Annotated in this window: 23 protein-coding genes and 1 pseudogene; 16 read left to right on the top strand and 8 right to left on the bottom strand. The window is 66.7% G+C overall.

Annotation, left to right across the window (positions count from 1 at the left end; all coding sequences use genetic code 11):
• Positions 1-53: 53 nt before the first annotated feature.
• The 4 genes and pseudogenes from glmS to WJ16_RS15160 all read left to right on the top strand — a co-directional run bounded on the left by glmS (position 54) and on the right by WJ16_RS15160 (position 2697).
• Positions 54-1871: a glutamine--fructose-6-phosphate transaminase (isomerizing) gene (glmS, locus tag WJ16_RS15150; RefSeq protein WP_069257746.1), complete on the top strand. Its 1818-nt coding sequence runs from the start codon at positions 54-56 to the stop codon at positions 1869-1871.
• A 30-nt stretch (positions 1872-1901) separates the two neighbouring features.
• Positions 1902-1967, top strand: a pseudogene (locus WJ16_RS35535) (helix-turn-helix domain-containing protein); the annotation flags it as partial.
• A gap of 47 nt (positions 1968-2014) precedes the next feature.
• Entirely contained in the window at positions 2015-2479 is a 465-nt protein-coding gene (locus tag WJ16_RS15155) for a hypothetical protein (protein ID WP_069257747.1), read from the top strand.
• On the top strand, positions 2479-2697 hold the full coding sequence (locus WJ16_RS15160; protein WP_069257748.1) for a hypothetical protein: 219 nt from the start codon (positions 2479-2481) through the stop codon (positions 2695-2697). Before WJ16_RS15155 ends, WJ16_RS15160 begins: the two co-directional genes overlap by 1 nt.
• 135 nt (positions 2698-2832) lie before the next feature.
• Here the strand turns inward: WJ16_RS15160 and WJ16_RS15165 are convergent, their stop codons facing one another.
• Together WJ16_RS15165 and WJ16_RS15170 are read right to left on the bottom strand one after the other, a co-directional pair.
• The gene (locus tag WJ16_RS15165) at positions 2833-3669 is read right to left on the bottom strand and encodes an FTR1 family iron permease (protein WP_069257749.1); all 837 of its coding nucleotides are present in this window, start codon (positions 3667-3669) and stop codon (positions 2833-2835) included.
• Positions 3670-3681: 12 nt separating this feature from the next.
• Positions 3682-4014, bottom strand: a complete 333-nt coding sequence (locus WJ16_RS15170; RefSeq protein WP_069257750.1) for a cupredoxin domain-containing protein — start codon at positions 4012-4014, stop codon at positions 3682-3684.
• Between the two features lie 348 nt (positions 4015-4362).
• On the opposite strand from WJ16_RS15170, the gene WJ16_RS15175 reads away from it, so the two are divergent.
• Positions 4363-4563, top strand: coding sequence for a heavy-metal-associated domain-containing protein (locus WJ16_RS15175; protein WP_069257751.1), 201 nt, complete (start codon positions 4363-4365; stop codon positions 4561-4563).
• Positions 4564-4631: 68 nt separating this feature from the next.
• Here the strand turns inward: WJ16_RS15175 and WJ16_RS15180 are convergent, their stop codons facing one another.
• Both WJ16_RS15180 and WJ16_RS15185 read right to left on the bottom strand, forming a co-directional pair.
• Positions 4632-6122 (bottom strand): aldehyde dehydrogenase, encoded by a 1491-nt coding sequence (locus WJ16_RS15180; protein ID WP_069257752.1) that lies wholly within the window; start codon positions 6120-6122, stop codon positions 4632-4634.
• A 97-nt stretch (positions 6123-6219) separates the two neighbouring features.
• Positions 6220-6771, bottom strand: a complete 552-nt coding sequence (locus WJ16_RS15185; protein WP_069258087.1) for a cupin domain-containing protein — start codon at positions 6769-6771, stop codon at positions 6220-6222.
• A gap of 454 nt (positions 6772-7225) precedes the next feature.
• On the opposite strand from WJ16_RS15185, the gene WJ16_RS35540 reads away from it, so the two are divergent.
• From WJ16_RS35540 to WJ16_RS15235, 11 genes are all read left to right on the top strand, one after another.
• Positions 7226-7408, top strand: coding sequence for a hypothetical protein (locus WJ16_RS35540; protein ID WP_006402789.1), 183 nt, complete (start codon positions 7226-7228; stop codon positions 7406-7408).
• Between the two features lie 303 nt (positions 7409-7711).
• Entirely contained in the window at positions 7712-8500 is a 789-nt protein-coding gene (locus tag WJ16_RS15190; RefSeq protein WP_069257753.1) for a gamma-glutamyl-gamma-aminobutyrate hydrolase family protein, read from the top strand.
• A 29-nt stretch (positions 8501-8529) separates the two neighbouring features.
• The gene (locus WJ16_RS15195; RefSeq protein ID WP_069258088.1) at positions 8530-9867 is read left to right on the top strand and encodes a glutamine synthetase family protein; all 1338 of its coding nucleotides are present in this window, start codon (positions 8530-8532) and stop codon (positions 9865-9867) included.
• A 36-nt stretch (positions 9868-9903) separates the two neighbouring features.
• Entirely contained in the window at positions 9904-11346 is a 1443-nt protein-coding gene (locus WJ16_RS15200) for an aspartate aminotransferase family protein (protein ID WP_069257754.1), read from the top strand.
• Positions 11347-11408: 62 nt separating this feature from the next.
• Positions 11409-12524 carry a polyamine ABC transporter substrate-binding protein gene (locus WJ16_RS15205; protein ID WP_069257755.1) on the top strand — a complete coding sequence of 372 codons (1116 nt, stop codon included), beginning with the start codon at positions 11409-11411 and terminating at the stop codon, positions 12522-12524.
• Between the two features lie 188 nt (positions 12525-12712).
• Positions 12713-13864 (top strand): ABC transporter ATP-binding protein, encoded by a 1152-nt coding sequence (locus WJ16_RS15210; RefSeq protein WP_069257756.1) that lies wholly within the window; start codon positions 12713-12715, stop codon positions 13862-13864.
• A gap of 10 nt (positions 13865-13874) precedes the next feature.
• Positions 13875-14861: an ABC transporter permease subunit gene (locus tag WJ16_RS15215; RefSeq protein WP_069258089.1), complete on the top strand. Its 987-nt coding sequence runs from the start codon at positions 13875-13877 to the stop codon at positions 14859-14861.
• Positions 14858-15697 carry an ABC transporter permease subunit gene (locus WJ16_RS15220; protein ID WP_069257757.1) on the top strand — a complete coding sequence of 280 codons (840 nt, stop codon included), beginning with the start codon at positions 14858-14860 and terminating at the stop codon, positions 15695-15697. Before WJ16_RS15215 ends, WJ16_RS15220 begins: the two co-directional genes overlap by 4 nt.
• A gap of 117 nt (positions 15698-15814) precedes the next feature.
• On the top strand, positions 15815-17401 hold the full coding sequence (locus WJ16_RS15225; protein WP_069257758.1) for a DUF3138 family protein: 1587 nt from the start codon (positions 15815-15817) through the stop codon (positions 17399-17401).
• 98 nt (positions 17402-17499) lie between these two features.
• On the top strand, positions 17500-18819 hold the full coding sequence (locus WJ16_RS15230; protein ID WP_069257759.1) for an NAD(P)/FAD-dependent oxidoreductase: 1320 nt from the start codon (positions 17500-17502) through the stop codon (positions 18817-18819).
• Positions 18820-18845: 26 nt separating this feature from the next.
• Complete coding sequence (locus WJ16_RS15235; RefSeq protein WP_069257760.1) at positions 18846-20147, top strand: NAD(P)/FAD-dependent oxidoreductase; 1302 nt, start codon at positions 18846-18848, stop codon at positions 20145-20147.
• Between the two features lie 110 nt (positions 20148-20257).
• On the opposite strand, the gene WJ16_RS15240 is transcribed toward WJ16_RS15235, so the two are convergent.
• The 4 genes from WJ16_RS15240 to gor all read right to left on the bottom strand — a co-directional run bounded on the left by WJ16_RS15240 (position 20258) and on the right by gor (position 24132).
• Positions 20258-20932, bottom strand: coding sequence for a DUF799 domain-containing protein (locus tag WJ16_RS15240; RefSeq protein WP_069257761.1), 675 nt, complete (start codon positions 20930-20932; stop codon positions 20258-20260).
• Positions 20933-20946: 14 nt separating this feature from the next.
• Positions 20947-21378 carry a DUF4810 domain-containing protein gene (locus tag WJ16_RS15245; RefSeq protein ID WP_069257762.1) on the bottom strand — a complete coding sequence of 144 codons (432 nt, stop codon included), beginning with the start codon at positions 21376-21378 and terminating at the stop codon, positions 20947-20949.
• Positions 21379-21435: 57 nt separating this feature from the next.
• Entirely contained in the window at positions 21436-22107 is a 672-nt protein-coding gene (locus WJ16_RS15250; RefSeq protein ID WP_208607001.1) for a CsgG/HfaB family protein, read from the bottom strand.
• A gap of 666 nt (positions 22108-22773) precedes the next feature.
• Entirely contained in the window at positions 22774-24132 is a 1359-nt protein-coding gene (gene gor, locus WJ16_RS15255; protein ID WP_069257764.1) for a glutathione-disulfide reductase, read from the bottom strand.
• Positions 24133-24298: the final 166 nt, after the last annotated feature.

Here is a 24298-nt window from a genome sequence, read left to right on the forward strand (position 1 = left end):
CCTTTTGCGGGCGCCCGGCGGCGTCCGCGTCGACTTACAGGACTGACTCATTCATGTGCGGCATTGTCGGCGCAGTTGCGCAGCGTAATATCGTTCCGGTGCTGATCGAAGGATTGCGGCGCCTCGAATACCGTGGCTACGACTCGTGCGGCGTCGCCGTGCTCGAGCCGGGCGCACCAAAGCGCGCGCGCAGCGTCGCGCGCGTCGCCGATCTCGACGCGCAGGTGCGCGAGTCGCACCTCGAAGGCACCACCGGCGTTGCGCACACGCGCTGGGCGACGCACGGCGCGCCCGTCACGCACAACGCGCACCCGATCTTCTCGTCGAACGCGCTTGCGCTCGTGCACAACGGCATCATCGAGAACTTCGAATCGCTGCGCGAAGCGCTGCGCGCGAAGGGCTACGAATTCGTATCGCAGACCGACACCGAAGTGATCGCGCACCTCGTGCACAGCCTGTATCGCGGCAATCTGTTCGACGCGGTGCGCGAAGCGGTCGGCCAGTTGCACGGCGCGTATGCGATCGCCGTGATCCACAAGGACCAGCCGCACACCGTCGTCGGTGCGCGCCAGGGTTCGCCGCTCGTGGTCGGCCACGGCGACGGCGAGAACTTCCTCGCGTCCGACGCCCTCGCGCTCGCCGGCAGCACCGACCGCTTCACGTTCCTCGAGGAAGGCGACGTGTGCGAGCTGTCGCTCGACGGCGTGAAGATCGTCGACCGCCACGGCGCGCTCGCGCAGCGCGAGATCCGCGTGGTGAGCGCCTACGGCGGCGCAGTCGAGCTTGGGCCCTATCGCCACTTCATGCAGAAGGAAATCTTCGAGCAGCCGCGCGCGATCAGCGACACCGTGCCGCAAACCGAAGCGTTCGACGCGACGCTGTTCGGCGACGCCGCACCCGCCGCGTTCGCGGCCATCGACAGCCTGCTGATCCTCGCGTGCGGCACGAGCTACTACTCGGGCCTCACCGCGAAGTACTGGCTCGAATCGATCGCGAAGATCCCGACGCAGGTCGAAATCGCGAGCGAATACCGCTACCGCGAATCGGTGCCGAACCCGCGCCAGCTCGTGCTGGTGATCTCGCAGTCGGGCGAGACGGCCGATACGCTCGCGGCGCTCAAGCACGCGCAGTCGCTCGGCCACACGCATACGCTGGCCGTGTGCAACGTCGCGACGAGCGCGATGGTGCGCCTCACCGAAATGCAGTTCCTGACGCACGCGGGCACCGAAATCGGCGTCGCGTCGACGAAGGCGTTCACGACACAGCTCGTCGCGCTGTTCGTGCTCGCCGCAACGCTCGGCAAGCTGCGCGGGCACGTCGACGCCGCGCAGGAAGCGCAATTCCTGAAGGAGCTGCGCCACCTGCCGGCCGCTCTGAACAGCGTGCTCGCGCTGGAGCCGCAGATCATCGCGTGGTCGGAAGAATTCGCGCGCAAGGAAAACGCGCTGTTCCTCGGCCGCGGGCTGCACTACCCGATCGCGCTCGAAGGCGCGCTGAAGCTGAAGGAAATCTCGTACATCCATGCGGAAGCCTATCCGGCCGGCGAGCTGAAGCACGGGCCGCTCGCGCTCGTCACGGAAGCGATGCCGGTCGTCACGGTCGCGCCGAACGACACGCTGCTCGAGAAGCTGAAGTCGAACATGCAGGAAGTGCGCGCGCGCGGCGGCGAGCTGTACGTGTTCGCGGATGCCGACACGCAGATCGTCAACGACGACGGCCTGCACGTGATCCGGATGCCGGAGCATTACGGGCAACTGTCGCCGATCCTGCACGTGGTGCCGCTGCAACTGCTCGCGTACCACACCGCGTGCGCACGCGGCACCGACGTCGACAAGCCGCGCAACCTCGCGAAATCGGTGACGGTGGAGTAACACCGGTCGCCGGGATGGCCCTGGCGGACTCGACCGAGCGGCATCGCGGCCCGGATGCTCCAGATCGTCGAGAAGCACGGGCTCGAGGTGTTCTCCTGCACGGCCGGCCGAACGCGGGCCGCAACGAATATGACGGAGAGACAATGGCAAGACTGATTGGATGCGGTTTGCTGGCGCTGACGTTCGCGTCGACGGGCTGGGCCGCCGAGCATTACGTCGAGGTCTGGAACCCGCCCGAGGCGCGGCAGCCGGCAGCACGCACGCCGGACGCCCGGACTGCGCCTGCCGCTCGCACGGGCGCCGACGCGCGCGCCGCGAAGGGCGTGGAGAAACATGCGAATGCCACCGCGAAGGCCGCGGTGAAGCCGCACAAGCGCCGCGTCGCGCAGGCCGTGAAAGCCGGTTCGAATCGTCCGCCCGCGGCCGGGAAGCCGGCCGCCCCGCGCCCCGTCGCGCAGCCCGCACCGGGGCGCCTGACGGTGATGCAGCCGGCCGCGCCCGCTGCGCCGCACGCGCTCGACTACGCCGCCATCCCGCGGCAATACACGCCGGACGGCAACGTGCTGCAGGTCGGCACGCACGGCCGCTCCGCGGAGGTGACTCGATAATGGAAGCGCAAACCTACCACGGCTACCAGATCTGGGGCCACGCGATCCTGCAGCAGGACGAGATCCTGCAGCCGGAGCGCTTTGCGGCGAGCGGCACGATCACGCAGCACAACAAGCTGGTGGAAGCGTCCGGCGTGCTCGGCGTGTTCGACACCGAGGACGACGCGCGCGAAGCCGGGCTCGAGTGGGCCCGCGCGTGGATCGACAGCCACCGCTGACCGCGTGGCCGCGTGCATCCGGCGTGCCGCCGCGCACGGGCGCTGGCTGCTGCGAACCGCAAACGAAAGAAGGGGCGTCCATGACGCCCCTTCTTTCGTTTTCAACCCGGCAATCCGGAACACTCGCCGGAACACTCACGCGACAGGCCGCGGCGGCCTCACCGCCACGTGCGGACGACCGACGAGCCGCGTCAGCACGAAGATCGCCACCAGCGTCGAGACGTACGCGGCGATCTGGATGCCCGCCGGCCGCGCCGTATAGCCGATCAGCGTATGCAGCGCCTTGCCGACGATGCTCGTCTCCTTCAGCAGCCACGACGTATCCCAGATCGTGTCGCCCCATGACGGCACGAGGCCGGCCGCCAGCAGGAAGCCGACGCACTGGCTCGCCATGCCGGCCGCCAGCAGCACGATCAGCCCGTTGGTGACGGAGAACAGGCGCTTCAGCGGAATCTGCAGCAGCCCCGCATACATCGCATAACCGAGCCCGGCGCCGCCGAGCACGCCGAGCAGCCCGCCGGCGATCATCTGCGGCGTCTGCCCGGGATCGCCCGCGGCGATGCCGTACAGGAACAGCACGGCCTCGGAGCCTTCGCGCAGCACCGCGACGCCGACCACGATCGCGAGCCCCGTCAGCGGCCGGCTGCCGGCCGCGACGGCCCGGCCGACTTCGCCCATGTGCTGCGCCATCTCGCGGCCGTGCCGGCTCATCCAGATGCAGTGCCAGGCCAGCATCAGCGTCGCGATGAACATCACGCCCGCGTTGAAGACTTCCTGCCCCATGCCCGACGCCCACTGCGAGATCACGTCGGCGAACGCCGCGATCAGGCCCGCGCCGATCACGCCGCCGACGAGCCCGCCGCCGACCCACCAGCCGCGCCGCGGCACGCCCTTCGTCGCGGCCATCACGATCGAGACGACCAGCGCGGCCTCGAGCACTTCACGGAACACAATCAGCGCGGTAGACAGCATGGCGGGATTCGCTTACTTGACGGTCAGGTGGGTCTTCGACTGCGCTTCGTGATACTCGTCGTGAAACTCGTAGGTGCCGGCCTTCAGCGGCCCGACCAGGATATCGGCCGACTTGCCGGCAGGAATCACCTTCTCGGCCTTGAAGTCGTCGCTCTCGAATTCCGCGGGCGTCGCATCGAGGTTCTTCACGACGAACTTCACTTTCTTGCCGGCCGGAATCGTCACGCCATCGGGCGAAAACTTGTGGTCCTTCAGCGTCAGGTTGACGACGTCGTCGGCAGCGAATGCGGTGGCGGCCGACGCGCCCAGCAGGGCCACGGTGAAACCCAGTGCGAAACGGTTCATGTGCGTAACGAAATGAAATATCGAAGGGCACTGATAGTAAGATCGATTCGCATTTCCCTATCGCGTACCCTTACTTCCTTTATGGAGATAGCGCTGCACAAGTATGCGTCGAGCCTTGCCGGACAAGGCGCTCGTCTCCGGAAGCCGGCGGCGCGCCGGCGTCAATCGGGAAAGATTCCGACTGACGCGTGCGACGGCCTTCCGATTCGTCTGACGTCACGTCGGCAGGCGATCTCGCCGCGCCGAGGCGGCAATGCATGTGTCTCGCTGCATGAATGCGCTTGACCTTCCCACCGTGGCAAGCTTCATGCTGGCGGTATTCGTCAATCGTCCACTCAGGAGAACACGATGGAATTCGAAGTCCAGGACATGACCTGCGGCGGCTGCGCCAACGCCATCACGCGCGCGGTGACGGCCGCCGATCCCGCCGCGAAGCTCGACATCGACGTCGCCGCGAAGATCGTCAAGGTCAAATCGGCGCAAGGCGCCGAACGCGTGCAGTCGATCATCGAAGCCGCCGGCTTCCACCCGGCGCTGCGCGCCGCATAACGCGCGCACACGGCGAACCGCGGGCACGCCGCCGTACTTGCGGCGCCGTGCCCGCGCCCGATTGCGCGTCAGCGCAGCCGGATCAGCGTCGACTTCAGCTCGGTGTACTTCTCGAGCGCGTGCAGCGACTTGTCGCGGCCGTTGCCCGACTGCTTGTAGCCGCCGAACGGGAAGTTCATGTCGCCGCCTTCGTCGTAGCAGTTCACCCACACGGTGCCCGCCCGCAGCCGGCGCGACACGTCGTGCGCGGTCGTCAGGTCCGATGTCCACACGGCTGCCGCGAGCCCGTACTCGGTATCGTTGGCGATCCGCACGGCCTCGTCGACGTCGTCGAACACGATCACCGACAGCACGGGCCCGAAGATCTCCTCGCGCGCGATCTTCGCATCCGGCTTCACCTCGAACACCGTCGGCTCCACGTAGAAGCCGCCCGTTTCCTGCTTCACGCGCGCGCCGCCCGTGACGAGCGTGCCTTCGCTGCGCCCGGCCTCGATGTAGCCGAGCACGCGCTCGAGCTGGATGCCGTCGACGATCGCGCCCATCGACACCGACGGATCGAGCGGATTGCCGGGCACGTAGGCGCGCGCGGCCGCGACGAGCTTCTCGATGAACGCGTCCTTGATGTCGCGATGCACGAGCAGCCGGGAGCCTGCCGTGCACATCTCGCCCATGTTGTAGAAGATCGCGCCGGCCGCGGTCCGGGCCGCGCGGTCGAGATCGGGACAATCGGGCAGCACGATGTTCGGCGACTTGCCGCCGAGTTCGAGCCACGCGCGCTTCAGGTTCGACTGCGCGGCGTACTGCATGATCAGCTTGCCCACCGCCGTCGAGCCGGTAAACGCGATGCAGTCCACGTCGCGATGCAGCGCGAGCAGCTTGCCCGGTTCGCCCGCGCCCGGCACGACGTTGAACACGCCGGCCGGGATGCCGGCTTCGAACGCGAGCTGCGCGACACGAATCGCGGTGAGCGGCGACTTCTCCGACGGCTTCAGCACGACGCTGTTGCCGGCCGCGAGCGCCGGGCCGAATTTCCACGCGGCCATCAGGATCGGGAAGTTCCACGGCACGACGGCGGCGACCACGCCCACCGGCTCGCGCGTGACGAGCCCGACCAGATGATGATCGGCCGGCGCGACCTCGCCGCCCACCTTGTCGATCGCTTCCGCGAACCATTCGACGCAGTACGCGGCGCCCGGCACGTCGACCGTCGTCGTGTCGCCGATCGGCTTGCCCGCATCGAGCGTTTCGAGCAGCGACAGCTCGTCGAGATGCTCGCGCATCAGCGCGGCCCAGCGCAGCAGCACCGCCTTGCGCGCACGCGGGTCGAGCCCGGCCCACACGCCCGCGTCGAACGCGCGGCGCGCGGCGGCAACAGCCGCGTTCACGTCGGCTTCGCCGCAATCGGCGACCTTCGCGAGCACGCGGCCGTCGATCGGGCTCACGCAGTCGAACGTCTTGCCGCCGTGCGCGTCGCGCGACGCGCCGTCGATGAATGCGCGCCCTTCGATTGCGAGCGACGCCGCCTTGTCCTGCCAGTCAGCCAAAGTCAACTTGTTCATCAGGATGCCTCAGTTTTTGGGCATTCGCGATGCGACGCGCCGCTGCGCGTGACGCGCAGCCGGCCGGCAGCGAATGCAGTGACGCGCGGGGCGAAGCTCAGAAGGTCGCCGGCGAATTGGCCGACACGACCTCGCAGATCAGGTCCGCGCTGGGATTGCGAAAACGGTGCGGCAAACGGCTTTCGAAGTAGTAGCCGTCTCCGGGGTCGAGCAGCCACGTCGCGCCGTCGACGGTCAGCTCGAGCCGGCCCGACACGACGACACCGCCCTCGTGCCCCGCGTGCACGAGCATCTCGGGCCCCGTGTCGGCCTCCGGCTGGTAGATCTCGCGCAGGATGCACATGTTGCGGTCCTTCATGCTCGCGCCGACCAGATGAAACGCGAGCGTGTCGTTGCCGAGGTTCGGCATCTCGTCGCGACGCGATACGACCGAACGCGATTCGACGAGCTCGAATGTGAAGAACTCCGCGAGACTCATCGGGATGCATTCGAGCAGCTTCTTCAGCGAGCCGACCGACGGGCTCACGCGGCCCTGCTCGATCAGCGAGATCGTGCCGTTGGTCACGCCGGCCCGTTTCGCGAGTTCGCGCTGCGACAGGCCATGCTTGTTGCGCACGAAACGCAGGCGCTCGGCGACTTCGGTGGACATCGATTCGGTTTCGGACACGATAAGTGCGATGACAAAGTGAAACGACGCGGTGGACGACCGTTGAATATTCTAATCACTTTATGCCGCGCATCAGCGGGGAAAACCCTGAAAGGCGTTCGAAATAATGAACACCTCGCGGATTATTCCTTTTGCGAATCTTTTGTTCGCACTGCTCGGGAAAGCCCTGATGCAGCACTGTTAAAAAACATTTGACGCCGTTTTTGGCTCGTATATGCTGGCTCTCAGGTAAGCGTCATCCAGCATTCATCGGCAGCAAAACGCGTTATTGCAACGCAAAAATTGATGCCCATCAATGTAAATAACGCGTAACCGGCGCCTTGATTATTTTAAACGCCCCGCGCGTCGAAACGGTCAGGTGTTCAATACTTTCAACAACCAGTCGAGTGTAATCGTGAGAGTCCGTGGCCCTCTGGTGAGGTGGGATCGAGGCGATGTGCGAAGTTTGCGCAGCGCGGCGCCCGCTTCCGACGGCAGTTGCGGCTGGCATAGTCCTCGCCTGCTTCACCTGTCGATCTACACCATCCTGTCCCGTCGTTCCGTTCGACGTCACAACGCCGTTTCCGCACGCGCATTCGTCGCCGTCGATACCGACGAAGTCGCGTCGCTGCTGCCGTAGCGCCTCTCCTTTCTTTACGTCGTTCGTTTCGTCTGCCGATTCGCCAACCGCATCGTCCATGCGGTGACGGCACGCGTGCGCGCATCCGTTGCCGCGTCGCGGTTCGTCGTAATTCGTCGCAATTCGCAATGAAACGAACGACGGCCTGATCGTCGCGCGCAGCGCGGATCGCCACGCCATCCCGTTGCGCCCATTCACCAGCGGCCCTGCGTCTCGCGCAAGGCTGCCGGGCCGTTGCACGCCGGCGTTTCGCCCCAGCCGGCAAGCCGTACGCAACGACCCTACGGATAACTGATTGACGTCATGGATAGAAGGAAACCTCTCGTCGGCATCACTGCCGACCACACGCAAATCGGTGCGCACGCGTCGCACACGGTCGGCGACAAATACGTCGCCGCGATCGTCGACGGCGCGAACGCGTTCGCGATGGTGCTGCCCGCGCTCGGCGAGCGCCAGTCGGTCGACGACGTAATCGACACGGTCGACGGCCTGCTGTTTACCGGCAGCTACTCGAACGTCGAGCCGCATCGGTACGGCGGCGAACCGAGCGCGCCCGGCACGAAGCACGACCCGGCCCGCGACGCGACCACGCTGCCGCTGCTGCGCGCGGCGATCGCCGCGGGCGTACCCGTGCTGGCCGTCTGCCGCGGCTTCCAGGAGCTGAACGTCGTCTGCGGCGGCACGCTGCACCAGCGCGTGCATGAAGTGCCGGGCCTCGCCGATCACCGCGAGGACGACGACGCGCCGATGGACACGCAGTACGGCCCCGCGCACGTCGTGCACCTGACGCCCGGCGGCAAGCTGCACGCGCTCGCCGGCGGCCGCGACGAAGTGCACGTGAACTCGCTGCACAAGCAGGGCATCGCGCAGCTCGGCTCCGGCCTCGCCGTCGAGGCCGTCGCGCCGGACGGCCTGATCGAAGCCGTGAGCGTCGTCGACGCACCGGCTTTCGCCCTCGCCGTGCAGTGGCATCCGGAATGGCGCCATGCGCAGGACCCGCTGTCGAGCGCGATCTTCCGCGCCTTCGGCGATGCGTGCCGCGCCCGCCGCACTGCCCGCACGCGCGCGATGGCCGCCGCCGCGCTCGCCTGAGCGCGCCGACCCAACTCACGAGAACAGACATGCAAGACATCGAAGATTTTCTGAAGCAGCACCGGATCACCGAGATCGAAGCGATCATCCCCGACATGGCCGGCATCGCACGCGGCAAGATCACGCCGCGCAACAAGTTCACGTCCGGCGAATCGATGCGTCTGCCGCAAGCCGTGATGGTGCAGACCGTCACCGGCGAATATCCGGGAGACGGCTCGCTGACGGGTGTGACCGACCCCGACATGGTGTGCGTGCCCGACACGTCGACCATCCGCCTGATCCCGTGGGCCGTCGACCCGACCGCGCAGGTGATCCACGACTGCGTGCACTTCGACGGCTCGCCGGTCGAGATCTCGCCGCGCTACGTGCTGCGCCGCGTGCTCGACCTGTACAAGGCGAAGGGCTGGAAGCCCGTCGTCGCGCCGGAACTCGAGTTCTACCTGGTCGACATGAACAAGGACCCCGACCTGCCGCTGCGTCCGCCGGTCGGCCGCACGGGTCGCCCCGAAACGGGCCGCCAGTCGTATTCGATCGAGGCCGTCAACGAGTTCGATCCGCTGTTCGAGGACATCTACGAATACTGCGAATCGCAGAACCTCGACATCGACACGCTGATCCACGAAGTCGGCGCCGCGCAGATGGAGATCAACTTCATGCACGGCGACGCGCTGTCGCTCGCCGACCAGGTGTTCCTGTTCAAGCGCACGGTGCGCGAGGCCGCGCTGCGTCACAACATGTACGCGACGTTCATGGCCAAGCCGATGGAAGACGAGCCGGGTTCGGCGATGCACGTGCACCAGAGCATCGTCGACGAGGAAACCGGCCGGAACCTGTTCACGTCGGAGGAAACCGGCGGCGCGACGTCGATGTTCTACAACTACCTCGCGGGGCTGCAGAAGTACACGCCGGCATTGATGCCGATCTTCGCGCCGTACATCAACTCGTACCGCCGTCTGTCGCGCTTCATGGCCGCGCCGATCAACGTGCAGTGGGGCTACGACAACCGCACGGTCGGCTTCCGCATCCCGCACTCGGGCCCGGCGGCGCGCCGCATCGAGAACCGCATTCCGGGCGTCGACTGCAACCCGTATCTCGCGCTCGCCGCGACGCTCGCGGCCGGCTATCTCGGCATGACGCAGCGCCTCGAGCCGACCGAGCCGCTCGTCAGCGACGGCTACGAACTGCCGTACCAGTTGCCGCGCAACCTCGAGGAAGGGCTGACGCTGATGGCCGCGTGCGAACCGCTCGGCGAGATCCTCGGCCACAAGTTCCTGAAGGCGTATTTCGCGCTGAAGGAAACCGAATATGAAGCGTTCTTCCGCGTGATCAGCTCGTGGGAACGCCGCCATCTGTTGCTGCACGTCTAAGCGCGCGCAACCGCCATACGGAATCACGGAGGAAACATGACTTACCGCAACGAATCTGCCTGGATCCAGCCGGCCGCGCCGGCCGCCACGGCCGCCGCGCCCCGCGCGACGCAGGCGCGCACGACCGCCGAATACCGCGCGCTCGACGCTGCGCACCACATCCACCCGTTCTCGGACATGGGCGCGCTGAACCGCGCGGGCAGCCGCGTGATCGTGAAGGCCGACGGCGTCTACCTGTGGGACTCGGACGGCAACAAGGTCATCGACGGGATGGCCGGCCTCTGGTGCGTGAACGTCGGCTACGGCCGAAAGGAACTCGCCGACGCCGCGTATCGCCAGCTGCAGGAACTGCCGTTCTACAACACGTTCTTCAAGACGACGCACCCGCCGGTGATCGAGCTTTCCGCGATGCTCGCGGAAGTGACGCCCGCCGGCTTCAACCACTTCTTCTATTGCAATAGCGGCTCGGAAGGCAACGACACCGTGCTGCGCCTCGTGCACCAGTACTGGCGCGTGCAGGGCAAGCCGCAGAAGAAGTACGTGATCTCGCGCAAGAACGGCTACCACGGTTCGACGATCGCGGGCGGCACGCTCGGCGGCATGGGTTACATGCACGAGCAGATGCCGTCGAAGGTCGAGCACATCGTGCACATCGACCAGCCGTACTTCTTCGGCGAAGCGCAGCCGGGCGAGACGCCCGAAGCGTTCGGCCTCGCGCGTGCGCAGCAGCTCGAAGCGAAGATTCTCGAACTCGGCGCGGAGAACGTCGCGGCGTTCATCGGCGAGCCGTTCCAGGGCGCGGGCGGCGTGATCTTCCCGCCGTCGACGTACTGGCCGGAAATCCAGCGGATCTGCCGCAAGTACGACATCCTGCTGGTCGCCGACGAAGTGATCGGCGGCTTCGGCCGCACCGGCGAGTGGTTCGCCCACCAGCACTTCGGCTTCGAGCCGGACCTGATCACGATGGCGAAGGGCCTGACGTCGGGTTATGTGCCGATGGGCGCGGTCGGAATCCACGAGCGGGTTGCACGGCCGATCATCGACAACGGCGAATTCAATCACGGCCTCACGTACTCGGGGCACCCGGTCGCGGCGGCCGTCGCGGTCGCGAACCTGAAGCTGCTGCGCGACGAAGGGATCGTCGAGCGCGTGAAGAACGACACGGGCCCGTACTTCCAGGCGCTGATGCGCGAAACCTTCGCGCGTCACCCGATCGTCGGCGAAGTGCATGGCCACGGCCTCGTCGCGAGCCTGCAGCTTGCCGAAGCGCCGGCCGAACGCCGCCGCTTCGCGAACGGCGGCGACGTCGGCACGATCTGCCGCGACTTCTGCTTCAACGGCAACCTGATCATGCGGGCGACCGGCGACCGGATGCTGCTGTCGCCGCCGCTCGTGATCTCGCGTCAGGAAATCGATGAACTCGTATCGAAGGCGAAAAAAGCAGTCGATGCAACCGCCCAGCAACTGGGTATTTCGTAACGGTTTTGCCTACAGGCGTGCGGCGGGCGCCGCACGCCGCCATCACTCAGGGGAATTCCACCATGCGTGCCTGCTATCTTCGCCAAGCCTGCTCCGTCGCCGCCCTCGCCGCCGCGGCCGCGTTCACGTCGGTCGCCAGCCCGTCGGCGCATGCCGACGAGCTGAACGTCTACAACTGGTCCGACTACATCGCACCGGATACGATCCCGAACTTCCAGAAGCAGACGGGCATTCACGTCAAGTACGACAACTACGACAGCGACGACACGCTTCAGGCGAAGCTGCTGGCCGGCAGTTCGGGCTACGACATCGTCGTGCCGACGTCGAACTACATGGCCAAGCAGATCCAGGCCGGCGTATACCAGAAGCTCGACAAGTCGAAGATCCCGAACCTCGCGAACCTCGATCCGCTGCTGATGAAGATGATCTCGGATGCCGATCCGGGCAACCAGTACGGCGTGCCCTGGGCGTACGGCACCGACGGCATCGGCTACAACGTACAGGCGGTGAAGAAGGCGCTCGGCGACAAGGCGCCGGTCGACAGCTGGGCACTGGTGTTCGACCCGGCCAACATGGAAAAGCTGAAGGGCTGCGGCGTGTCGTTCCTCGACCAGGCCGTCGACGTGTTCGCGGCCACGCTGCAGTACATGGGCAAGGATCCGAACAGCAAGAACCCCGGCGACTACCAGGCTGCATTCGAAGTCCTGAAGAAAGTCCGTCCGTACATCACCCAGTTCAACTCGTCCGGCTACATCAACGACCTCGCGAACAACGACGTGTGCGTCGCGCTCGGCTGGTCGGGCGACGTCGGCATCGCGCACCGCCGCTCGGCGGAGGCGAAGCGTTCGTACGACATCAAGTTCGCGAATCCGAAGGAAGGCGGGCTGCTGTGGTTCGACGTGATGGTGATCCCGAAGGATGCACCGCACCCCGAAGCCGCGATGAAGTGGATCAACTACGTGTCCGACCCGAAGGTCAACGCGGCGATCACCAACACGGTGTTCTACCCGACCGCGAACAAGGCCGCGCATCAGTTCGTCACGCCGGCCGTCGCGCAGGACCCGACCGTCTACCCGCCTGAAGACGTGCTGAAGAAGATGGTGCTGATGAAGCCGATGCCGGCCGACATCCTGCGCCTCGAGAACCGTCTGTGGGCGCAGCTGAAAACCGGCCACTGATCGCGATGCATGACGGCGGCGCAGGCATCGCGGTACGCCTGCCCGCCTGAGATTCGCGGACCTCAGTCCGCCCGCGCGCGCCGCGCGCCCTGTTCCATCCGGCACGAGCCGTTGTCCGCGAGTCGCGTTGCGCGCCTCGTGAGGGGACGCTCACGCCTGCAATCCGTGAAGAACGAATGGTGACTCCCATGCAATCGATACCCTCTTCCGCTGCTGCACGACAGACCCAACCGGCCGCGGCCCGGTCGCCGAACGACGCCTTCGTGCGCATCGAAAACGTCGTGAAGAAATTCGGCGACAGCACGGCCGTCGACAACGTGAACCTGACGATCGCGAAGAACGAACTGTTCGCGCTGCTCGGCAGCTCCGGCTGCGGCAAGTCGACGCTCCTGCGCATGCTCGCCGGCCTCGAAACCGCCACCTCCGGCAAGATCTTCGTCGACGGCGAGGACCTCGCGTCGCTGCCGCCGTACCGCCGCCCGGTGAACATGATGTTCCAGTCGTACGCGCTGTTTCCGCACATGACGGTCGAATCGAACGTCGCGTTCGGCCTGAAGCAGGAGGGCACGCCGAAGAACGAGATCAAGGAACGCGTGGCCGACGCGCTCGCGCTCGTGCAGATGAGCAAGTACGCGAAGCGCAAGCCGCATCAATTGTCCGGCGGCCAGCAGCAGCGCGTCGCGCTCGCGCGTTCGCTGGTCAAGCGCCCGAAGCTGCTGCTGCTCGACGAGCCGATGTCCGCGCTCGACAAGAAGATCCGCCAGAAGACCCAGCTCGAACTCGTGAACATCATCGAGAAGGTCGACGTGACCTGCGTGATGGTCACGCACGACCAGGAAGAGGCGATGACGATGGCCAGCCGCCTCGCGGTGATGAGCGAAGGCAAGATCGTGCAGATCGGCTCGCCCGGCGAAGTCTACGAATACCCGAACAGCCGCTTCTCGGCCGAATTCATCGGCTCGACCAACCTGTTCGAAGGCCGCGTGGTCGAGGACGAACCCGATCACATCTTCGTCGAGAGCGACGACCTCGAAACGCGCATGTACGTGAGCCACGGCGTGACCGGCCCGCTCGGGATGCCCGTCGGCATCTCGGTGCGCCCGGAGCGCATTCACGTGTCGCGCGAGAAGCCGGGCTCGAAACACAACTGGGCGCGCGGCGTCGTCACCGACATCGCGTACATGGGCAGCTACTCGCTGTACCACGTGCGCCTGCCGAGCGGCAAGACGGTCGTGTCGAACCTGTCGAGCTCGCACCTGATGAACGACGGTGCGCCGGCGTGGAACGACGACGTGTTCGTGTCGTGGTCGCCGGCCAGCGGCGTCGTGCTGACGCAGTGAGGACGCGATGATGACAAACCCTGCTTCCACGCCTTCCGCGCCGGTGTCGACGAGCGCCGCGGGCGCCGGCGCCGGCCGCGCGCGCCCGGGCCGCTTCGCCGCGCTGTCGCGCTTGTTGCCGTCGGGCCGCAGCGTCGCGATCGGCGTGCCGTTCCTGTGGCTCGCCGTGTTCTTCGCGCTGCCGTTCGTGCTGGTGCTGAAGATCAGCTTCGCCGACCAGGTGATGGGCATCCCGCCGTACACGTCGCTCGTCGAGTTCAAGGACGGCGTCGTGCACTTCGCGCTGCAGCTGTCGCACTACGCGTTCCTGCTGCAGGACGACCTGTACATCGCGACCTACCTCAGCTCGCTGAAGATGGCCGCGGTGTCGACGGTGCTGTGCCTGCTGATCGGCTATCCGATGGCGTACTACATCGCGCGCTCGGAACCGAACCGCCGCAACGTGCTGATGATGGCCGTGATGCTGCCGTTCTGGACGTCGTTCCTGATCCGCGTGTACGCATGGATCGGCATCCTGAAGGACGACGGCCTGCTGAACCACACGCTGATCGCGCTGGGCATCATCCACACGCCGCTGCGCCTGTACCACAGCGACGCGGGCGTCTACATCGGGATGGTCTATTCGTACCTGCCGTTCATGGTGATGCCGCTGTACGCGCACCTGGTGAAGATGGACCTGACGCTGCTCGAAGCCGCGTACGACCTGGGCGCGAAGCCGTGGGTCGCGTTCACGCGGATCACGCTGCCGCTGTCGAAGAACGGGATCATCGCCGGCAGCCTGCTGGTGTTCATCCCGGCGGTGGGCGAGTACGTGATTCCGGAGCTGCTGGGCGGCGCCGATACGCTGATGATCGGGCGCGTGATGTGGGATGAATTCTTCAACAACATGGACTGGCCGATGGCGTCCGCGGTGACGGTCGCGATGGTGATGCTGCTGCTGGTGCCGATGGCGCTGTTCCAGTACTACCAGGTCAAGGAACTGGAGGACGCGAAATGATCAAGCCGAGCAAACCGCTGTCGACGGGCGTCCTCGCCTTCGGCTTCCTGTTCCTGTACATCCCGATCATCAGCCTGGTCGTGTACTCGTTCAACGAGTCGAAGCTGGTGACGGTGTGGTCGGGCTTCTCGCTGAAGTGGTACGCGGCGCTGCTGGACGACGACGAGCTGCTGAACGCCGCGTGGCTGTCGTTGAAGATCGGGCTGATGACGGCCACCGCGTCGGTCGTGATCGGCACTTGGGCGGGCTTCGTGCTCGCACGCTTCGGCCGCTTCAAGGGCTTCACGCTGTACACGGGGATGATCAACGCGCCGCTGGTGATTCCGGAGGTGATCCAGGGTATCTCGCTGCTGCTGCTGTTCGTTGCGCTGGAGCAGATGTTCGGCTGGCCGAAGGGGCGCGGGATGGTGACGATCTGGATCGGTCACGTGATGCTGTGCGTGTCGTACGTGGCGATCATCGTGCAGTCGCGGGTGAAGGAGATGAACAAGTCGCTGGAGGAGGCGGCGCTGGATCTGGGCGCGACGCCGCTGAAGGTGTTCTTCGTGGTGACGCTGCCGCTGATCTCGCAGGCGCTGCTGTCGGGTTGGCTGCTGTCGTTCACGCTGTCGATCGACGATCTGGTGCTGTCGGCGTTCCTGTCGGGGCCCGGCTCGACGACGCTGCCGCTGGTGGTGTTCTCGCGCGTGCGGCTGGGGCTGAACCCGGAGATGAACGCGCTGGCGACGCTGTTCATCACGGCCGTGACGATCGGCGTGATCGTCGTGAACCGGATGATGATCATGCGCGAGCGGCGCCGCATCGCCGACATGAAGGCGGCGTTCGCGGTGGCGTGACGCGCCGGCCGCCTCTTCGCAGATAACAAGCACTGCAGACAAAGCAACACGCGCCGCCCCAGGGGGGGCGCGCGATTCGATTCCGATTCGACAGGTGCACGACAAGGAGAATCCGCAATGAAGAAGAAACTGATCTGCCTGCTGGTGGCCGGCGCGTTGCCGGGCATCGCGCTGGCCGGCTCGACATCCGCCGAGATCAAGGCGCTGCAGGCGCAGGTCGCGGCGCTGCAGAAGCAGATGAAGGCGATGCAGGCGCAACTCGCCGCGAAGCCGGGCGGCACGGCCGTCGCGACGTCCGGCGCGAGCGCCGGTACGGCCGGCGGCGGCAAGGTCGTCGCGGTGGCCGCCGATCCGGGTTCGCCGGATTACGGCAAGGCGCAGGCCACGCTGACCAACGACGAGGTCAGCGAGATGAAGCAGCAGATCGCGAACCAGCAACTGAAGGTCGATTCGCTGACCGACGCGGCCAGCACCGGCCCGCTCGCCGGCCTGTCGGTCACGGGCTACATCGACCCGACCTACATCTACAACCGCGCGGCCGGCACGTCGTCGTTCCTGTTCGCGAACCACGAGAACGCGTACAACTACTTCAACAGCACGTTCGGCGATCTCTACCTCGACATCAAGAAGACGTTCGGCGTCGGCCCGATGGCGCCGTCCGCGGAAATCACGCTGATGCCGAACCGCGGCAACGGCATCACGCTGCTGCAGAACTCGCGCGGCTCGATCACCGACAACCTGCTGAACACGGCGGTCATCAACGTGCCGATCACCGCCGAAACGACGCTGGTCGCCGGCCTGATCCCGAGCTTCGGCGGCTACGAGGTGCAGCAGTCGAACCAGATGCTCACGCTCACGCACAACCTGCTGTACGATTTCTCCGACCCGGGCAGCTACGTCGGTATCGGCGCGAACTACACGAAGGGCAACTGGGCGTGGAAGTTCTTCCTCGGCAACGAGCAGTACCGCACGTACGGGTCGGTCACGCAGACGGGCACCAACGCGCTCGGCGATCCGATCACCACCAGCAACAAGGTGCCGACCTTCACCGCGCGCGCAGACTACACGTGGTCGAGCGCGCTCGACCTCGGCGGGTCGTTCAACATCGGGCGCCAGACGCTCGCGAGCGCGATCGATGCGGACGGCACCGTCCACTACGGCCCGGGCGGCGCGGCGCCGAGCGGCTACGGTTCGTTCTTCTTCGGTGAACTCGACGCGACCTACACGCTCGCCGATATTCAGTACAACGCGGAAGTCGACTACGGTCGTCAGCAGCACGCGGCGTTCAACGGCGGGCTTGCGCAGTGGTACGGCCTGTCGCTGCTCGCACACCGCAAGTTCAACGCGCCGGTGGTCGGTCGGATGGGCGTGACGCTGCGCTACGACCTGCTCGCCAACTCGAAGAACGGCGGCGGCGGCGGCGGCATCGCGCTGAACGGCAACGGGATGGACCCGAGCAACGGCTTCGGCGTCGACGCGGACTGCCTCGCGATGTCGAAGGCCGGCGGCGGCCTGGGCTTCGAGTGCAAGGGCGCGGTGCGCCAGGACGTCGCGCTCGACCTGCTGTTCTATCCGACCCAGCAGATCACCGTGAAGGTCGAATACCGGCATGACTGGGCGAACAACAAGGTGTTCCTGCGCAACGACGGGTCGTACGGCAAGTCCAACGACCTGCTCGCCACGCAGTTCATCTATTCGTTCTGACGCGGCTCGCGCGGGACGCCGTGCCGCGCGCACGGCGTCCCGCGCCGTTTTCCGGGCGACTGCGCGCAGGATGCAGTCTTTTCGAGGGAGTGAGTTTCATGACGCAGTCTTTCACCCGCCGCGCCGATGCGCTCGCGCACGACTCGTACTACGAAGCGACGGCCGTGCGCCCCGCCGTGGACGACCACGCGGCCGGCGCTCCGGCGCTCGACGGCACGATCGACGTCGACGTCTGCGTGATCGGCGCCGGCTTCGCCGGCCTGTCGACGGCGCTCGAGTGCCGCGCGCGCGGGCTGTCCGTCGCGGTGATCGACGCGCAGCGGCCCGGCTGGGGCGCGTCGGGCCGCAACGGCGGCCAGGCGATCACCGGCTTCGCGAAGGATGAAGTGATCGAGCGGCAGCTCGGCGCCGACGGCGCGCGCGCCGCGTGGGCGCTGTCGCTCGACGGCGTCGCGCTGATCGCCGAGCGGATCGCGCGCTACGGGATCGACTGCGATTTCACGCGCGGCTACCTGACGGTCGCGACCAGGCCGCGCCGCGTCGACGACCTGCGCGCGTGGATGAGCGCCGCGACCCGGCGCTGGGGCCATCCGTCGCTGGCATGGCTCGACACCGGCGAGATCCGCGCGCGCATCGCATCGACGCGCTATCTCGCGGGCGTCTACGATCCGCTGTCGGGCCATCTGCATCCGCTCAAGTATTGCCTCGGCCTCGCCGATGCCGCGCGCCGCGAGGGTGTCGCGCTGTATGCGCACACGCCGGCGCTCGACGTCGTGCGCGGCGCGCGGCCCGTCGTGCGGACGCCGTCGGGCGACGTGCGCTGCCGCTTCGTCGTGTCGTGCTGCAACGCGGGCCCCGGCGGCGTGCTGCCGGCCGCGACCGCTGCGCGCATCGCGCCGATCGCGTCGTACATCATCGCGACCGAACCGCTCGGCCACGCGCGCGCCGACGCGCTGATCGCGCAACGCGAAGCCGTGTGCGACAACAACTTCTTCCTCGACTATTTCCGGCTGTCCGCCGACCACCGGATGCTGTTCGGCGGCCGCGCGAATTCGGCCGGCGCATCGCCCGCCACGCTCGCCGACACGATCCGGCGCCGCATGGTCGGCGTATTCCCGCAGCTCGGCGACGTGCGCGTCGACCACGCATGGGGCGGCTTCGTCGACGTCACGCGCAACCGCGCACCGGATTTCGGCGCGCTCGATCCGAACTTCTTCTACGTCCAGGGCTTCAGCGGGCACGGCGTCGCGCTCACCGGTATCGCCGGACGCGCGGTCGCCGGCGCGATCGCGGGCGACACGCGCGCGTTCGACCTGTTCGCGCGCTTGCGCCACCGGCGCTTTCCCGGCGGCGACGCATGGCGGCAACCCGCGCTCGAACTCGGGATGCTGTACCACCGCGTGCGCGAGCTGTTCTGAGCCCAACTTCTTCCGTTCTCCCGATCATGCAGACCTTCGCCAACCAGCCGCACGTCGCGTCCTACTACGCGGCGACCGCCAACGATACGACCCGCCACGCGCCGCTCGCCGGCACGACCGATGCCGACGTGTGCGTGATCGGTGCGGGCCTCACGGGCCTGTCCGCCGCGCTCAACCTCGCCGAGCGCGGCCATTCGGTGACCGTGCTCGAAGCGTCGCGGGTCGGATGGGCGGCGAGCGGCCGCAACGGCGGCCAGCTGATCGGCGGCTTCGCGTGCGACATCGACACGTTCGCGCAATTCATGCCGGAAGGCGACGTGAAGCGCATCTGGGACATGGGGCTCGAAACGCTGTCGCTCGTGAAATCGCGCATCGCGCAGCACGACATCGACTGCGCGCTGGTGCCCGGCTACCTGACCGCCGCGAACACCGCGCGCGACGCCGATGCGTTGAAACGCTGGCGCGACGAAGCCGCGACGCGCTTCGGCTACGACCGATTCCGCTTCGTCGAAGCCGACGCACTCGGCGACTACGTGCAGTCGGAGCGCTATTGCGGCGGCCTGTACGACCCGGACAGCGGCCACCTCCATCCGCTGAACTACACGCTCGGCCTCGCGCGCGCAGCGACCGAAGCGGGCGTGCGCATCCACGAGGACAGTTGCGTGACGCGCGTGCGCGACGTCGCGGGCGGCCACGTCGTCGAGACGGGCGGCGGCAACGTGCGCGCGCGCTTCGTCGTGCTCGCATGCAATACCTTCGTCGGCTCGGTCGCACCCGCATTGTCGAAGAAGATCATGCCGGTCGGCACCTACGTGATCGCGACCGAGCCGCTCGGCGACGCACGCGCCGCCGCGCTGATGCCCGCGCGCGCGGCGATTTGCGACAGCCGTTTCGTGCTCGACTATTTCCGGCCGGCGCCCGACACTCGGCTCGTGTGGGGCGGCAAGGTCAGCTATTCGACGCGGCAACCGCGCGACCTCGCGGCGGCAATGCGCGCGGACATGCTGAAGACGTTCCCGCAGCTTGCGGACGTGAAGGTCGACTACGCATGGGGCGGCTTCGTCGACATCACGATGAACCGCGCGCCGCACTTCGGCCGCCTCACGCCGACGACGTATTTCGCGCAGGGGTTTTCAGGGCACGGCGTGAACACGACCGCACTCGCGGGCAAGCTGATCGCCGAGGCGATCGACGGGCAGGCGAGCCGCTTCGACCTGTTCGACAAGATCCGCCATCGCGACTTTCCAGGCGGCGAAGCTCTGCGCACGCCGGCGCTGGTACTCGCGATGGGCTGGTACCGGCTGCTCGATGCGTTCGGCATGCATTGAGCGTGACGACACGTCGATACGTCGATACATCGATATGCAGATGCAAAAACAGCCGCGCACTTGCGCGGCTGTTCGAGCCGATGGCAGGACTTCGACGCGTCGGCCGCGTATCAGTCCGTGCCGTACTTCGGTGAGCGCGGCCCGTACAGCAACCCGTTCGGCGGCCCGGCCGACAGCAACCGGCTGCTCGTCAGCCCGGCCACGTCATGCGCTTCGTCGGTCAGCGAATGCGCGACCTGCTTGACGGCCGCCTGCACCAGCGCGCCGACGACCCCGAACGCATTGACGCTCATGTTGTTGCCGACTTCCTTGCCGGTCGCGCGACCGTCGCCCTGCCAGAGGACGTCGCCGGTCTTCAGGTCGACGAGCTTCGCCGATGCGGAGACGATCGTCGTACTGTCGACCACCTGATAGACGGAGCCGTACTGCGTGACCTTCGAATACAGCGCGGCGTCCGCGCCGAAGATTTCGCGCAGCTTCGCGGGCGACGTGCTCTGGATATCGGTCGCGTTCGTCAGGCCGTTCTGCTTGAACGTCTCGTCCATCACCGCGACCGGCACCACGTAATAGCCGGACTCCGCGAGCGGCTGCGTCATTTGCGACAGCACGCCGTAGGTCGCGCCGACGTCGGTAGTCTCGTTCACGGGCGGCAGCACGAGAATCGAGCGCGGCTGGCTCTTCTTGAACGCCGTGTAATCGGGGCGCTTCACCGGTTGCGCGCACGCGCTCAGCAGTGCGGCGATCGACAGCACGGACAACAGCTTGAATGAAAGTGTCTTGAACATGGCGGGCGCGTCACTCACTGTTTGACGGGGTTCGAATCGGCGGCCTTGCGGGCGGCGACCGTCTGGCCGGCGGCCGTCGGATTCGCGGCTTTCGAGTCACCGGCCTTCTTCTTCATCAGGAAATCCATGTACGGCGCGGACTCCGGGAACAGTTGCTTCTCGGCCTGCAGCTCCTGCCCGGCCTGCTGCATGTTGCCGACGCTCGCATACAGCATCCCGAGATGCGCATGGAACCCCGGCGGCGGCGTATGGCCCTTCGCGCGAATCTCCTGCAGCGCCTTTTCGAGTGCGTCGATCTGCTCCTGCGGCGACTTCTGCCCCTTGAAGTATTCGTACACCTGCGGCTGATAGCCGTTCCATTGATAAAGCGGCGGCGTGGTCGGCGCCGCGCAGCCCGCGAACAGCATGACGGCCGCCGTCGCCGGCAGCCAGATTCCCCGTTTCATGGTCTTGTCTCTTCTGGTTGATGTGATGATGAGTTCAGGCGGTACCGCACGCGCCCGTTACTTCGCCGCCTTCAGCGTACCGGCGTCGACCTGGTCGACGAGATGGTTCACGGCTTCCTGGATCGCGAGGTCCAGCACCTTGCCGTTGAGCGTCGAGTCGTAGCCGGCCGTGCCGCCGAAGCCGATCACCTCGCGGTTCGACAGGCTGAATTCGCCCGCGCCCTGGCTCGATGCGACGACTTCCGACGTCGTCGTGTCGACGATGTTCAGATTGACCTTCGCGTACGCGACCTGCGTCTTGCCGCGACCGAGGATGCCGAACAGCTGGTGATCGCCGACGTCCTTGCGGCCGAACTCGGTCACGTCGCCCGTCACCACGTAGTTCGCGCCCTTCACGGCCTGCGCCTTCTTCATGAAGCCGGCGTCCTGCCGGATCTCGTCGAGGTTCTCGCGGTCGAGCACGTTGAAGCGGCGGCTCTGCTGCAGGCGCGTGACGAGGATCGTCTTCGCCTGGCCGCCGAGGCGGTCGATGCCGTCCGAGAAGATGCCGCGCATGTAGCTCGAGCGGTTGTCGAACTTGCCGACCGCGATCGCGACGGGCTTGCCCGCATACGGCTTCTGCGCGCTGCTGACGGCCGGCACGTCGAGCGTGCGCGACGATTCGGTCGCGCAGCCGGACAACGCTGCGACGACCGCTGCCGCCACGAGGACGGTGCGTCGTGTCTGAATGTTCACTGCTGGTCTCCTTGGAGGGAAAGAGGGCGCCGAGCGGAGCCGCGGGCTCGCGGACGAGCCGGCGCTCGAAATGATTGCAGTGCGAACGGGCATGTGCGCGTCGGTGCGACGCGCGCACGCATTCGTCGCCGGGCTGGCGATCTCGACTACGGATGGGCGGGTGTAGGCAGCAGGCGCGCTGCAACCCGAAGCGGATGCGCGACGCGATACGCGACGGATGCGCGTGCGTGCTTGATTGCGTAATGCTCGTGATTGCGCTGTTGATCGCGCATGATCGACCCCCGGATATGATTTTTCGCGATCATATCAAGCCTGTTTATCGAGACGGGGTATCTTGATAATAGTTGACGATTTTCTTACTGATACGCAAAGCGCGACCGGATTCGCGCCAACCCGTTGCCGGACAGCGGTGATCCGGTATCCGAGCAGCGCACTTCGATAGTTTGATTTTTGCCGATACGCATCGCGCTCCGGTCGGACAATATCGAGATACATCGCGCGCAGCTCGACTTGCGTTGCCGATCACTTGAAAACGATCACCCGTATTAATCGGGCTTTTCCGCGCCGGTAAATCGCGCGCCGGCCGATTCCCGACCCGGCGATTCCGCGATCCGGCACATCACAGACGCACGCGCGCTGGCGCGCGCGTGCCCGCTTTCGCTAGCCGCCCACCTTCTGCCGCATCGTCACGAACTCCTCGGCCGCGGTCGGATGGATGCCGATCGTGTCGTCGAACTGCGCCTTCGTCGCGCCCGCGCGAATCGCGATCGCGATGCCCTGGATGATCTCGCCCGCATCGCGGCCGACCATGTGCGCGCCGACCACGCGCTGGCTGTCGCGCGCGACGACGAGCTTCATCAGCGTGCGCTCGTCGCGGCCCGACAGCGTATGACGCAGCGCCTTGAACGACGTGCGGTAGATGTCGACGTCGCCGTCGTACAGGTCGCGCGCGCTCGCCTCGGTGAGCCCGACCGTCGCGACCTCCGGCTGGCTGAACACGGCCGACGGCACGTACTCGTGATCGGCCGCGACGCGCGAGCCGCCGAACAGCGTGCGCGCGAGCAGCGCACCGTCGCGCGTCGCCACCGGCGTGAGCTGCGGCCGCGACGTGACGTCGCCGATCGCATGGATCGACGGCACCGACGTCGCCGAATACGCATCGACGGCGATCGCGCCGCGCGCGTCGAGCAACACGCCCGCCTGTTCGAGCCCGATCCCGTCGACGTTCGGCACGCGGCCGGTTGCATAGAGCACCGCGTCGTACGGCCCGTGGCGCGCATCGCCGACGCGCACGCTCAGCGTGCCGTCGTCCGCGCGCTCGATCGATTCGATCACCGCGCGCGCGTGGATCGCGACGCCCTGCTTCGTCATCTCGTCGGTCAGGAACTGGCGCACGTCGTCGTCGAAGCCGCGCAGGATCTTCTCGCCGCGATAGAACAGGTCGACGTGGCTGCCGAAGCCGTTGAAGATGCCCGCGAACTCGACCGCGATATAGCCGCCGCCGACCACCGCGATGCGCTTGGGCAATGCGGCGAGCGACAGCGCCTCGCGCGACGTGATCGCGTGCTCGATGCCGGGGCGCGACGGCAGCGACGGGCGCGAGCCGGTCGCGATCGCGATGTGGCGCGCGCGGAACCGGCGCTCGCCGATCGCGACCGTGTGCGCGTCGACGAGCGTCGCGCGCCCCGCGTGCATGTCGACGCCCGATTGCCGCAGCAGGTTGATGTAGATGTCGCTCAGCCGGTTGATCTCGCGATCCTTCGCGGCGATCAGCGCGGGCCAGTCGAGCGTGCCGGCACCGAAGGTCCAGCCGAAGCCCTTCGCGTCCTCGACTTCATGCGGATAGTGCGATGCGTAGACGAGCAGCTTCTTCGGGATGCAGCCGCGCAGCACGCAGGTGCCGCCGATCTGCTCTTCTTCCGCTATGCCGACGCGCGCGCCGTAGGACGCGGACATCCGCGCGAGCCGCACGCCGCCCGAGCCGGCGCCGATGACGAACAGGTCGTAGTCGAAATCCATCGCATTCCCTCATCGCAGTTCGGATGGAGGGACGATAGCAAGATTCCGGCAATCGTGCGGCGCACGGTGCAGGCGCGGCGCGTGCCCAATAAAAAACGGCGAGAGACAGGGGCCTCTCGCCGGTCAAACCGGCTGCCGGGTGTGCCATGCGTCACCGATCGACCGC

This window comes from Burkholderia metallica (assembly GCF_001718555.1).
Lineage (GTDB): Bacteria > Pseudomonadota > Gammaproteobacteria > Burkholderiales > Burkholderiaceae > Burkholderia > Burkholderia metallica.